Raw genomic sequence first — 12,746 nt, 5'->3', positions numbered from 1 at the left:
TCGGTCACGCCCCTCACATAACCATGTCGCCGCCGGTCGGCACGCTGCGACCCCGGTCAGGAGTCCGACGCACAGGTCACGTCGACGTACACGTTGTTGATCATGCGGCTGTCCGCGCGCTGGGTCGGGTCCGCGGGATTCGGCAACCCGTGCACGTCCGTCACCGTGCAGGCCGACAGCGGAGCGCTCGGAGCCCCGTCGACCTGCACGTTGTAGCCCTCGCTGCGCAGCGTGGACACGACGTCGGCGCCGTTGTTGCCCGACGCACTGACGGCCTGTGCCGGACCGGCGGCGGTCAAGGCGGCAGCGGCCAGAGCCGCCGCAGCGGCGGAGAAGAAAGCGATCTTGCTGGTCATGTCGTTGTCCCTTCACGGTGGTTTCTGACGTCTTCCAGACTCGAATCGGCCGACAAGGGTTCCCCGGAGGAACGATGAAGATTCGTTAAAGAACGGGGCGCTGACCAGGTCATCCGGTCGACCGCACCACCGCGCGGGTGCACTATGAGCAGGTGAACGGCACTGAACCCACGCCGAGCCTGCGCGCGCTGGTCGTCGACGACGAGGCGGCGCTGGCCGATGTCGTGGCCAGCTACCTCAGACGCGAACAGTTCGAGGTGCGCGTCGCGGCAGACGGCCCGTCGGCCCTCGTCGCCGCCCGCGAACTCGACCCCGACGTCGTGATCCTCGATATCGGGCTGCCGGGACTCGACGGCATCGAGGTATGCCGACAGCTTCGGGTGTTCTCCGACGCGTACGTCGTGATGCTGACCGCTCGCGACACCGAGATCGACACCATCGTCGGGCTGTCGGTCGGCGCGGACGATTACGTCACCAAACCGTTCAGTCCCCGCGAGGTGGTGGCCCGCATCCGGGCCATGTTGCGGCGGCCCCGACGCACCCCCGAATCCGTCCCTGAGACGGGGACGCCGCCACGCGTGTTCGGAGAACTGCACATCGACACCGACAGCCGGCAGACATTGCTCGGCGGTGCGCCGATCATGCTCACCCGTACCGAGTTCGATGTGCTGGCGGCACTGTCATCGCGGCCGCGACAGGTATGGACGCGGCATCAGTTGCTCGAAGCGGTCTGGGGCGAATCGTGGTTCGGCAACGACAACGTCGTCGACGTCCATGTCGGCCACCTGCGCCGCAAGCTGGGCGACAACTCGGCCGAGCCGCGGTACGTCACGACGGTGCGCGGCGTCGGATACCGGATGGGAGAAGGCTGATGGCCCAGGATCATCCGCGCAGCAAGCACGGAATTCGCAGTCGGCTGCTCGTCACCAACGCAGTCGTCGTGGTCGCGGCCATCGCCACCACCACGACCGTTGCCCTCATCATCGGCCCACCGATGTTCCGAAAAGTGATGCAGGACGTCCTGGTCCCCGGGCGCACCGGACCGCACCCGTACGAGCATGTGTTCCGGCAGGCAACCGCGGTCTCGGTGGGCATGTCGCTCGCGGTGGCCGCCACCACCGCACTCGCACTGAGCTGGTATCTGAGTCGACGAATGCATCGGTCGACGGCCGAACTTGCTGCCGCCGCAACCGCCGTCGCCGAGGGGGACTACGACATCCGGGTCTCGCCGCCGCATCTGGGCACCGAATTCGACGCCATCGCAGACGCTTTCAACACCATGGCCGAACAGCTCGGCTCCGTCGAGACCACCCGGCGGCAGCTGCTGGCCGACCTGGCGCACGAGCTGCGCACGCCGGTCTCCGTCATCGACGCCTACCTGGAGTCGATCGAGGACGGCATCCACCCTCTCGACGCGACGACGATCGGCGTCCTGCGCGACCAGACCCGCCGGCTCGCGCGGCTCAGCTCCGACGTGCGCGCGCTGTCCGACGCCGAACGCGACATGGCGCTCGTCGATACGCAGGCCGTCGCACCCGCGACGCTGATCGCCGCAGCCGTCGATGCCTTCGCGGCACCGTACCGCGCCAAAGGTGTTGAACTGAACTCAGATATCGCCCCGGGTCTACCTGATCTGTGGGCCGACCCGCAGCGGCTCGACCAGGTGCTGGCCAATCTGCTGACCAATGCGTTGCGGCACACCGAAGCCGGCGGCACGGTGCGAGTCGTGGCGACGAGTGCCGGCGGGTCCGTGCAGATTCAGGTATCCGACGACGGCGACGGCATCGCCGCCGAGCATCTGCCCCGGCTGTTCGAGCGGTTCTACCGGGCCGACTCGGCGCGCGACCGCGCGCACGGCGGTTCCGGCATCGGGCTGGCGATCGCCAAGGCCCTTGTCGACGCCCACCACGGCCGGATCACCGCGGCGAGTGCCGGTGTCGGCAGCGGGGCGACATTCACCGTCGAATTACCCAGCCGCGCAACGGCGGTCGCCGGGTCACGCGAGTCCTGATCTTCTGTTCGCGGCGCGACGACTACCGCGGATGGTTCGGGTAATCGGGATACGGCGGGTAGCCCTGGTTGGGATAGCCGGGCGGCGGATAGCCGGGGTAGCCCGGCGGCGGGTAGCCGGGATACATCGGTCCGGGCCCGCCACTCTGACCACCGCCGCCGCGCCGGCGGCGGCGCAGCACCACGACAACGAACACCACGAGGCATGCCACCCCGATCACGACAAAGACGATGATCGGCCACGACCAGCCGTTGGGCGGCGCACTCACCCACATCCGGCTCGCTCCAGGACACCGCACGGTCACCGGCCCGCGGTCGAGCGGCAACTCCCCGACCGCCCGATAGGTCTTGCCGCGGCGGATGAACAGCCGGTTCTTGCCACCGAACGTCTTCTCGGGGTGGGCGCCGGTGAAGGGCGCCAATGGCTCGGCCTGACCGCCAGACGTCGTTGCCGTGCAACGAATATTCGACTGCGATCGGTCGAGATACACGACGTGAATACGCTCGGTGGGTGTCACCACGTCGCCTGATCTGATCAACTCGGCCGGGTCATCTTTGGATCCCAGGAAGATCACCACGGCCAAGGCCAACATCCCGAACCCGAACAGCGTCCCGATCACTCGGCCGATCGGGCTCTTTCCCCCTGCGCTCCCCATGCCCCGATTCTCACACGCGACACAACACTCGAACGGCAGGAGTTCGTCAGGTCCCGATGTCCGCGTCGTCAGGCTACGAACTCGATTTCTTCGTGCCCGTCGGATCCGTAGCAGCGAAGGGCGCAAGGAGGAACTCGTCGACGAATCGGGTGAAGGTGTCGTCGACGAAGGCGGGGTCCGGTGCGGTGAAGTACTCGATGATGAAGCCTTGGAAAGCGGCCAGCGCAATGCGTGAGCGGGTTTCCGCAATGCGATCGGGCATTCCGAGCGCGCAAAGGCGGGCCTTGGAGTTGCGGGTCAGCAGAGACAGGGTGTCCCAGGTGTATTCGCGGTAAGGACTGTCGACACCGCACGCGGCGCCGAAGATTTGCAGCACGATCCGCAGACTGTCGCGGCGCTCACCCCGGGTACACGCATACCAGTCCTCGAAGCACCATTGACGATGTGCTGCAACGGAAGCTGGCAGGTCCAGCTCTTCAGTAGCGGGTATCGCCGAGCGTTGCTGGCGGTGCAGAACCTCCAGCATGAGCTTTTCTTTGGTGCCGAAGTAGTACACCAACATCCGGGCGCTGGTCCCCAACTGCGTTGCGAGCTCGCGCAGCGAGGTGTCGACCACGCCGGTGCGCGCCAAAATAGCGCCGGCAGAGGCCAATAGCTCTTCTCGTTTCGCGTGGTCGAACGGTCTCGGCACGCTTGACTGTAACAGTTGCTTCGGATACTGATGGTGTGATGCGTGTGAACACGTGGGCGGGGGGCGCTCAGTGAGCTTGGTTCGAGATGATGCAAATTCGGCGACCGACGACGCACCGGCTGATATTCAGATCGCCGGCGCACGTCGGCCGTTGCCTACCACCCGCTGGGTCGCGATCATCGCGGGCTTGGTGGGATTCGTTGCCAGCGTGATGATTCCGGTGCTCCCTGTCGTGCAAACCACCGCGACACTGAACTGGCCGCAGGGTGGTCAGCTCGGTAATGTCACCGCGCCGCTGGTCTCGCTGACTCCGGTGTCGCTGACGGCATCAATGCCGTGCACCCTGATTCGCGACATGGCCGCCGCCGGTGGACTCGTGGTGGGGACCGCGCCCGCGTCAGCCAAGCAGGCGATGCTCAACGGGCTTTTCGTCACGGCGACCACACAGCGCGTTGATGTGATCGCCCGCAATATCGTCATTCTGAGTGTGCCGCGCACCCGACTGAGCGATCCACAATGCGAGCGACTGCAGGTGTCCTCGTCGACGGCAGGCACCTTTGCTTCGATCACCGGCCTGCGCGATCCCGACACTGGCGCAGAGCTGCGCGGCGGTTTTCCTGATCCAAATCTGCGGCCCCAGATCGTTGGTCTGTTCACCGACCTCACCGGCCGGGCCCCGGCCGGACTGGCGTTCTCGGCGACGATCGACACCCGATTTACCAGTTCCCCCTCGTCGTTGAAGGCCGCGGCGATGCTGGCCGGCATCGTGGGCACGGTCGTCGCCTTGTTGGCTTTGTGGCGGCTGGACCGCCTCGACGGCCACCGTGCCCGGCGTCGGCTTCCGATCCGTTGGCGAAGCCTCACGACAGTGGACGCCACCGTGATCGCGGTGTCCCTGTTCTGGTACGTCGCCGGTGCGGGGTCCTCGGACGACGGCTACCAATTCGGCATGTCCAACACCGCCAGTCATGCCGGCTACATGGCCAATTACTTCCGTTGGTTCGGTAGCCCAGAGGATCCATTCGGCTGGTACTACGACCTGATCGCCGCGATGACCCACGTCAGTCACGCCAGCCTGTGGTTGCGCCTGCCGGATTTGATCTGCGCACTGGTGTGCTGGCTGCTGCTCTCCCGAGAGGTACTTCCCCGACTCGGCCCCGCCGTGGCCAGAAGCGCACCGGCAACGTGGGCAGCGGCGTTGGTGTTCATTGCCGCCTGGATGCCGTTCAACAACGGACTGCGCCCCGAAGGACAGATCGCCACCGGCGCCTTGATCACCTACGTACTGGTCGAACGAGCGATCATCACCCGCCGCCTCACCCCAGTCGGGCTGGCGATCATCGTGGCCGCATTCACGCTGGGCGTCCAGCCGACCGGCATCATCGCGGTCGCCGTCCTGCTCGCCGGCGGCCGCCCCATCGTGCGGATCATCGTGGGCCGCGCACGAACTGTGGGGATTTGGCCCGTGCTGCTACCGCTGGCCGCAGCTGGATTCGTCGTGCTGACAGTGGTTTTCGCCGACCAGACGCTGGCCGCGGTACGCGAAGCCACTGCGGTGCGCACCGCCATCGGGCCCGCACAACCCTGGTATACCGAGAACCTGCGGTACTTCTACCTGATTCTGCCGACCACCGACGCCGCCCTGTCACGCCGCTTCGGGATCCTGACCACGATGGCGTGCCTCTTCCCCTCGATCCTGTTGCTGTTGCGCCGCAAAAGAATTCCCGGGATCGCCACCGGCCCGGTGTGGCGACTGATGGGCGTCATCTTCGCCACGCTGTTCCTGCTCACCTTCGCCCCAACGAAATGGATTCACCACTTCGGGCTGTTCGCCGCCGTCGGTGCGGCGATGGCGGCGGTGGCCACCGTGCTGCTCGGGCCGACGGTGCTGCGCTCGGCGAGAAACCGGATGGCGTTCCTCGCAGTCGTGCTCTTTGTCCTGGCTTTGTGTTTCGCCTCCACGAACGGGTTTTGGTACGTCTCGAGCTACGGGGTCCCGTTCAACGACAGCAGCCCGCATTGGGGGCCGGTCACCGTCAGTGCTGTCCTGTTCGCACTGTGCCTGCTGACCGCGGGATACGCGGGGTGGCTACACGTCGCCCCGACCACCCGCCGTGAACATCGCATTACTCAGCGACTCACCGTTGCACCGGTGCCGATTGCCGCCGGGTTCATGGTGTTGGTCTGCGTCGGGTCGATGCTGGCCGGAGCGATCAAGGAATATCCCAGCTACTCCAACGGATGGGCCAACCTCCGCGAGCTTGCCGGCGGCTGCGGGCTCGCCGACGACGTCCTGGTCGAGGCTGATGCCAACGCTGGGTTCCTGGCGCCTCTACCGGGGCGCTACGGCCCCTTGGGGCCGATCGGAGGCACCGAGTCGATTGGCTTCGACTCCAATGGCGTACCGGAACACACACTGGCAGAATCGATTTGGCAGGACCACCCGAAAGCCGGAACTGACTACGACTGGGATGCCCCCACTGCGCTGGACGCGCCCGGCGTCAATGGCTCGAGCGTCGTGTTGCCCTATGGGTTGGACCCAGCCCGAGTGCCGATGGCCGGCAGCTTCACTGACGGCCCCCAACGGGTGAGCGCACTGACGTCGGCGTGGTATCGACTTCCTGCGGCCGATACCGCTCACCCCCTCATCGTGATCACCGCCGCGGGGACCATCACCGGCAACAGCGTCTTGTCCGGGCACACCGCAGCACAAACCGTCGCACTGGAGTACGGCACCCCCGGACCCGATGGCACGCCCATCGCCCATGGCCGGCTCACGCCGTTCGACATCGGTCCACAACCAGCCTGGCGCAACCTGCGCTTCCCTCGCGCTCAAATCCCCGCAGCTGCCCCGTACGTTCGAGTGGTTGCCGAAGACCACTCGCTGGACGTCGGCGATTGGGTTGCCGTGACACCGCCGCGCGTCCCCGAATTACGTTCAGTCCAGGAGTATCTCGGCTCCACCCAGCCGATACTGCTCGACTGGGCCGTGGGCCTTGTGTTCCCCTGCCAGCAGCCCATGCTGCACGCCAACGGCGTCACGCAGATCCCTGCCTATCGCATCTCCCCGGACTACCCCGCCAAAATCGAAATGCCGGACACTTGGCAATCCGGTGAAAACGGCGGCCCACTAGGCATCACGGACCTGCTGTTGCGTGCCCATGTCATGCCCACGTACCTCTCACGCGACTGGGGACGGGACTGGGGCTCTCTGCGCCGATTCACACCGATCGTCGATGCTCCAGAAGCACATCTCGACCTCGGTACCGCCACACGCAGCGGGCTGTGGAGCCCTGGCCCCATCCGAATCGGACCGTGAGTGGGTGCACGAGTTACGAACCACCGCGTGGCAGGAACGTCAGCGGGCCGCCCGTAACCGGCCAGCTAATTCATACGACTAAATAGTTCTTGACTCAGCAAACATACCTTGGGTATTTTATCCGTGGGGTTCAATCGTTGGCGGCCATGACACATGGGGCGGGGTTGGCGCGTTTTCCATGAATAAAGTTGCGGTCACCGACATTACCGATCACGGAAACGGGGACCAGACCATGCCGGCTGCACACGCCAAACGATACACAGCAACTTCACAGCCATTCATCGTAGCCCTATTGGCTAGCGCCACCGCGGTAAGCGCGAGCTTCGTCGCGGCCAGTCCACAGGCCAAGACGGTCGCGGCCCACCTGCCAGAAATCACGCGGCAGGTGAACCTGACAGCGGGTTCGGACCCGATATCGCTGATCCAGGGTCTGCTGGCGCTGCCCGCCTCCATCCTCGGCAACGGACAGTGGATCAACAACCTGGCCTATCTGATGGCGCAGCCACTGGTGGCCGCTGACAGTGCGCTCTACGCGCTCGACACCGCGGCGGCGCCGGTGGTCACGAACGCTGCCGCCACCTTGCTGTCGCCACTTGCCGCGACACCGGTGGCGCCGGCGGTGGAGGCCGCGCTGCAGGAGTACTTCAAGAATGCGGCCTTCTCTCCCACGGCCTTCTCCGGCGGTGGACTCACGGGCTTCAACTTCTACGACCTGATCCTTGCTTCGCTGTACGACTTCAGCGCCCCGGCCACCGCCCTGTTTCCGGCGGCCGTGACCTTGTTGGAGAAACTTGGGATCCCGTTGCCCTTGCCCGGCAACGTGGTGCCGAATGCGGCGACCAATGCCGCACTGGCGCCGGCGGTCGCCTCGCCGCAGGATTTGATCGGCGGCCTGGGTGGCCTTTTGACCAGCGCGCTCAGCACCGTGTGGAATGACGGGGCCTACCTGGCGAGCATTCCACTGCAGATCGGAATTCAGACAGCTGCGACCCTGTTGGTTTATGGACCTGCGGCAGTCTTCAATCCTCCCCTGCTTTTCAATCTGCTCACCAGCTATATCCCCAACTACATAACATGGTTCACCGAAGCCGGCATCAACGGATTCGTCAGCACGACAACGCAATTCCTCTCCAGTCTCGTAGGTGGCCTCGGCAGCCTCCTACCTGCCGCGGCAGCGCCGCTGGCCGCTGCGAACGCGCCGAAGCTGCAAACCGCTGCAGCGACGACACCCTCGATCAGCCCCGCGGTCTCAGCACCGCAGGATCTGATCGGCGGTCTGGGCAACGTGGTGTCGTCCGCGGTGTCGATGGTGGCGAATGATGTGGCGTACGCGGTGAACCTGCCGCTGGCCGTCGCGGTGCCCGTGGTGATACCACTGGTTGCCGGCCTGCCCTACACACTCGCCCCGCAGGTTCTCGCCGGGCTGCTCACGACGAATCTACCGAATGCACTAGGAGGTGCCCTCGCCAATACAGTGCACGAAATCGTCTCGCAGGCAGGGCAGTTCGTCTCCAGCCTTGGCGGACTCGTCGGGGCGCCACTCGCGGCCACGAGTGTGCCGAAGGTGCAGACCAACTTGATCAAGGTCAGCAATCCGACCGCGGCGTCATCGGCACCCAACACCGCTGTCGGCTCGAAGCCGGGCAAGACGGGCTCGAACGACAAGAGCAAGCCCGGCGCCGACAAGACTGGGTTGGGCACCACCGGCACCGACAAGACAGGGTCGGGCAAGACGGGGTCCGACAACTCGGGCACCGACAAGAAGCCGGACAAGGGCGGTAAACACCGCAAGCCCACTGATGCCGGCGAGGCCGGCAGCAACACCGGCAGCGGCCAGGCCGGCGCCGGAGAGAACAAGGGCAGCAGCAACTCTCACGACAGTGACGGCTCGAAGCACTCGTCGGACAAGTCGGGTTCGAGCAGTCACGGAGCCGGAGATGGCCATGGCACAAGCAGTCGCGGAGGTAGCGGGGGCCACGGCGGCGGCAAATAGCCTGTCCAGAAACCGGTTTCGCCAGTGGCTTCATCGGTGGCAGGTGTGCCACCGATGAAGCCACTGGCAGATGCTGCCAGTCGTGAGGGTCTGTCCGCCGTCGGCGTCAGGCACATTACGGCGGACAGATTCGAGCCCCAACGCCCGAACGCCGGACACAGGCGTAATCGCCCATGTCCGGCGCCGGGAGTAGATCTCGGGTGCTGTGTCAGACGCTGCCCGCCCGCCGGTTCTGCTTCTCGGCGTCGGCAAGTACTTCAACCTTCTCGGCCTGCTCGCGCTTGGCTTGCGCGGCGGCCCGCTTGCCTCGCGCGTCGTCCAGCGCGGCTTTGGCCGCAGCTTCCGACTTCGCCTCGGCTTTGTTGATCCGTTGCAGCCGTTGCCGTTCGGTAGCTTCAGCGGCTTCGCGCTGCCGGTCGGCCTCGGCCCGGCCTGCCCTGGTGGCCGCGGCGATCCGCTTGTCGGCGTCTTCCGCCGCTTCCTGCTTACGCTGCTGCGCGCGCTCGCGCGCATCGGCAACCGCGTCCTGTTTGGCGGCGATGGCTTCGTCGCGGTCGTCGGCGGCCTCTTCCAGCGAGTCCTCCAACTGGGCGCCGGCCTGTTGACGCTGTCGGGCAGCGTCCATGCTGCGCACCGCCGCTTCGCCGCGAACTTCGCTTCGCCGCGCCAGCACCGCGCCTCGCCTGCGCAAGGTCGAATCGCCCAGGACTCCGCCGACCGCGGCGTCCAGCCCGCCAAACGACCGTTCGTAGATCAGGCGAGCGGGTGCTTCGGCGTCCATGCGCGCGATCCACCGCTCCTCGATGAACTGCAGGGGAAGCCGGACCAGCCGGTACTGCATTCGCATGACCCGCAACGGCAATTCGATAATGCTCACGATATCTCCTTGGTTATCAACATGTCTCAGGGAAGGTTGGCTTGATCTGTGAGGGTCTCGGCGCGGTCACGAAGGCGCCTGGCCTCGGCTTGTTCCTCGGCAGCTTCACCGAGGGCGGCGCGATGTTCGGCGATCGCTTCGCCCGCCTCCCTACCGGCTGCCGCGGTGCCGGCCGCTTCCCGGGTCTCGGCCTGCCGCTCCTCGCGCTGCTCGTCGACGCTCGCGCGGACCTGCTCCTCGGCTGCGCGGTGCCGCGCTGCCTGCGCGGCTTCCTGAACGTGGGCCACCTGCTGTTGCTGCGCCGCCTGTTCCGCGGCGTCGGTGCCGGACTGCACCACGCCCCGGGCGCCGGCTGCCTGGTGGCGCGCTGATGACAGCAGATCAGTAGCGCCCTCGGCTTCGGCGTCCGCAACGGCCTCGATGGTGTTCGCTTCCCTACGGGCCCGCGCCTCGGCCTGCTCCAACTGCCCCTCGGCGGTCAATGAATCGTTGCCGGTCACTGCACCGACGATCTCTTTCGCCTTGCCCTTGACCGAATCGATCAGGCCCTTACGTGCCTCGTCAGCTTTCTCATGTTCACCCATGACCATTGGCATGCTCGTTTTGTGCGTCCTTCAAACACCGACCGGTCGGGCCACGGGTCATCTCTGGCGACCGGCGTAGCGCGCTGAACAGGGCACACGCCATTCGCGATCGGGCCATTGTGATGTCAGTCAACCAAACAGCCGCGGCCGAAGAAGCTACGGCGTCACCGGCGAAAGTTACTTCGTGTCACGGTCCCATGCCCGGTGCAGCCCCACTGCGGCTGTCAGGCGGGCGATGAAGTCCTTGTCGACCTCCCCGGCGATTTCGACGCCGGGTGCCTTCAGCGGAATCTTGGCCATCTTGAATACCGCGTCGCCATCACCCCACGCCGCCAGAGCTTTGCAGTGCCGGAAGATCTCCTGCAACAGGACAACGAGTCTGCTGTCGCGGGCCGGTTCCGTCCCAGCCGCCACGACGAGGGCATCGACTTCGATCGAACGGACTGTGGCCAGAGTCCGGTCCACGGTCACCTGGCGACGCCCGGCCTTCAACACCCCGCCGGTGGGGGCGATGACCAGGGCGGTCGCGCCTGCAGCGGCCGCGGCCTTCACGAGTTTCGCCACGCCGGCGAGGTCTGAACCCGCATCGGCGAGGATGCCGATCTTGCGTCCGGTGATGGGCCCCGGTTCAACGATCACCTGCGCCAGCGCCGGCGACAGCGGAATGTCCTCAGCGGGACGGCCTTTCGGTGCCGGCAGGCCGAGCGCGGCCGCAACCTGTTCGCACAGAGCGGAATCAACGTTGGCGAGCACCTGCAGCTCGCGCTCTTTGATGCCTTGCTCGTAGACCTTGCCCAACTCGAAAATGAAAGCGTCGGCAAGGTGGGCCTGCTCCACCGCGCTCAGGCTGCGATAGAACAGCGTCGCCTGGCTGAAGTGGTCATCGAAGGACGACGGCTGCGCACGTACCGCTTCCCCCTCGATCCGGCGCGGAAAGTGAACGTAGGCAACATCTTTCGCCTCTGCCGGGCGGGGCTCGTCACCGTCGATACTGTTCGGGTGATACGGCGCCAAGCCGGTGTGGATCGCCGACTGGTGCATCCCGTCGCGCAGCATGTCGTTGACCGGGCAATGCGGCCGATTGATGGGCAGCTGGGTGAAGTTCGGGCCGCCCAGACGCGTGAGCTGGGTGTCGACGTAGGAAAACAGGCGGGCCTGCAGCAGCGGGTCGTTGGTGGGCTCGATACCGGGCACCAGGTTGCCGACGTGAAAGGCGACCTGTTCGGTCTCGGCAAAATAGTTCGTGGGGTTGCGGTTGAGCGTGAGCTTGCCGACCAGCTGGACCGGGGCCAGTTCTTCGGGCACCAGTTTGGTGGGGTCCAGCAAGTCGATGCCCTCGAAGGTGTCCGTGCCGTCGTCAGGCAGGATCTGCAGTCCCAGTTCGTATTCGAAGAAGGCCCCCGCTTCGATCCCGTCGGCCAGGTCACGGCGGTGAAAGTCCGGGTCCACGCCGGCCGCGATCTGCGCTTCCTCCCAGACCAGGGAATGCACGCCGGCGACCGGCTTCCAGTGAAACTTGGCCAGGCTGGTCTTGCCGGCTGCATTCGTGAGCCGGAAAGTGTGCACCCCGAACCCTTCCATGGTTCGGAACGAGCGTGGAATACCGCGATCGCTCATGTTCCAGAACACGTGGTGCGTGGCCTCGGTATGCAGGGAGACGAAATCCCAGAACGTGTCATGCGCCGACTGTGCTTGGGGGATTTCACGATCCGGGTGCGGCTTGGCCGCGTGAACGACATCGGGGAACTTGATGCCGTCCTGAATGAAGAAGACCGGCATGTTGTTGCCGACCAGATCGAATGTGCCTTCGTCGGTGTAGAACTTGACCGCAAAGCCGCGGGTGTCGCGCACCGTGTCGGCGGACCCGCGCGATCCCAGAACAGTGGAGAAGCGCACGAAGACATCGGTGGTCGTTCCCTTGCGTCCCAGGAACCCTGCCCTGGTGACCGACGAAGCCGTGCCGTACGACTCGAAGATGCCGTGCGCCGCGGCGCCGCGCGCATGTACCACGCGCTCGGGTATGCGCTCGTGGTCGAAGTGGGTGATCTTCTCGCGGAGATGAAAGTCCTCCAACAGCGACGGGCCGCGGGGACCTGCCTTCAAGGAGTGGTCGGTGTCCGGCAGGCGCAACCCCTGACTGGTCGTCAGGAACTGTCCCGACTGGGCGCGCGCCGGTGCGTCGGCCTGCGAGGCAGGCACAGTTCCGGCAGGGCCGACGCCGGCGGGGGCGGACTGGTCAGGCTTGCGGCGAGGGGGCATG

10 protein-coding genes are annotated in these 12,746 nt (G+C 65.8%); 4 read left to right on the top strand and 6 right to left on the bottom strand.

Going from position 1 to position 12,746, the window contains the following annotated elements:
* Positions 1-56: 56 nt before the first annotated feature.
* Positions 57-356 carry a hypothetical protein gene (locus ACWW1C_RS07145; protein ID WP_455982787.1) on the bottom strand — a complete coding sequence of 100 codons (300 nt, stop codon included), beginning with the start codon at positions 354-356 and terminating at the stop codon, positions 57-59.
* A gap of 137 nt (positions 357-493) precedes the next feature.
* Here ACWW1C_RS07145 and ACWW1C_RS07140 point away from each other — a divergent pair, with 137 nt between their 5' ends.
* On the top strand, positions 494-1,228 hold the full coding sequence (locus tag ACWW1C_RS07140) for a winged helix-turn-helix domain-containing protein (protein ID WP_455982786.1): 735 nt from the start codon (positions 494-496) through the stop codon (positions 1,226-1,228).
* Entirely contained in the window at positions 1,228-2,367 is a 1,140-nt protein-coding gene (locus ACWW1C_RS07135; RefSeq protein WP_455982785.1) for a sensor histidine kinase, read from the top strand. The genes ACWW1C_RS07140 and ACWW1C_RS07135 overlap by 1 nt, the downstream gene beginning before the upstream one ends.
* A 22-nt stretch (positions 2,368-2,389) precedes the next feature.
* Here ACWW1C_RS07135 and ACWW1C_RS07130 read toward each other — a convergent pair whose 3' ends face one another.
* Together ACWW1C_RS07130 and ACWW1C_RS07125 are read right to left on the bottom strand one after the other, a co-directional pair.
* Positions 2,390-3,022, bottom strand: coding sequence for a hypothetical protein (locus ACWW1C_RS07130; RefSeq protein WP_455982784.1), 633 nt, complete (start codon positions 3,020-3,022; stop codon positions 2,390-2,392).
* A gap of 73 nt (positions 3,023-3,095) precedes the next feature.
* Positions 3,096-3,713 carry a TetR/AcrR family transcriptional regulator gene (locus ACWW1C_RS07125; RefSeq protein ID WP_455982783.1) on the bottom strand — a complete coding sequence of 206 codons (618 nt, stop codon included), beginning with the start codon at positions 3,711-3,713 and terminating at the stop codon, positions 3,096-3,098.
* Positions 3,714-3,843: 130 nt separating this feature from the next.
* Between ACWW1C_RS07125 and ACWW1C_RS07120 the strand changes: the two genes are divergently transcribed.
* Both ACWW1C_RS07120 and ACWW1C_RS07115 read left to right on the top strand, forming a co-directional pair.
* Positions 3,844-7,032: an arabinosyltransferase domain-containing protein gene (locus tag ACWW1C_RS07120; RefSeq protein WP_455984184.1), complete on the top strand. Its 3,189-nt coding sequence runs from the start codon at positions 3,844-3,846 to the stop codon at positions 7,030-7,032.
* A 292-nt stretch (positions 7,033-7,324) separates the two neighbouring features.
* Positions 7,325-9,025: a hypothetical protein gene (locus tag ACWW1C_RS07115; RefSeq protein WP_455982782.1), complete on the top strand. Its 1,701-nt coding sequence runs from the start codon at positions 7,325-7,327 to the stop codon at positions 9,023-9,025.
* Between the two features lie 208 nt (positions 9,026-9,233).
* On the opposite strand, the gene ACWW1C_RS07110 is transcribed toward ACWW1C_RS07115, so the two are convergent.
* The 3 genes from ACWW1C_RS07110 to ACWW1C_RS07100 all read right to left on the bottom strand — a co-directional run bounded on the left by ACWW1C_RS07110 (position 9,234) and on the right by ACWW1C_RS07100 (position 12,745).
* Positions 9,234-9,902, bottom strand: a complete 669-nt coding sequence (locus ACWW1C_RS07110; protein ID WP_455982781.1) for an IF2 family translation initiation factor — start codon at positions 9,900-9,902, stop codon at positions 9,234-9,236.
* A gap of 26 nt (positions 9,903-9,928) precedes the next feature.
* The gene (locus ACWW1C_RS07105; RefSeq protein ID WP_455982780.1) at positions 9,929-10,486 is read right to left on the bottom strand and encodes a CsbD family protein; all 558 of its coding nucleotides are present in this window, start codon (positions 10,484-10,486) and stop codon (positions 9,929-9,931) included.
* A gap of 177 nt (positions 10,487-10,663) precedes the next feature.
* Positions 10,664-12,745, bottom strand: a complete 2,082-nt coding sequence (locus tag ACWW1C_RS07100; protein WP_455982779.1) for a catalase — start codon at positions 12,743-12,745, stop codon at positions 10,664-10,666.
* Position 12,746 lies beyond the last annotated feature (1 nt).

The sequence above is a fragment of the Mycobacterium sp. HM-7 genome (assembly GCF_053852335.1).
The sequence above is the reverse complement of the archived record's forward strand: the minus strand, read 5'-3'. Positions and strand labels throughout refer to the sequence as shown.

Excerpts from the sequence above, each read along its gene's own strand:
- ACWW1C_RS07130 (WP_455982784.1), bottom strand. The coding sequence starts at position 3,022 with ATGGGGAGCGCAGGGGGAAAGAGCCCGATCGGCCGAGTGATCGGGACG.
- ACWW1C_RS07100 (WP_455982779.1), bottom strand. The coding sequence starts at position 12,745 with ATGCCCCCTCGCCGCAAGCCTGACCAGTCCGCCCCCGCCGGCGTCGGC.
- ACWW1C_RS07105 (WP_455982780.1), bottom strand. The coding sequence starts at position 10,486 with ATGGGTGAACATGAGAAAGCTGACGAGGCACGTAAGGGCCTGATCGAT.
- ACWW1C_RS07135 (WP_455982785.1), top strand. The coding sequence starts at position 1,228 with ATGGCCCAGGATCATCCGCGCAGCAAGCACGGAATTCGCAGTCGGCTG.
- ACWW1C_RS07145 (WP_455982787.1), bottom strand. The coding sequence starts at position 356 with ATGACCAGCAAGATCGCTTTCTTCTCCGCCGCTGCGGCGGCTCTGGCC.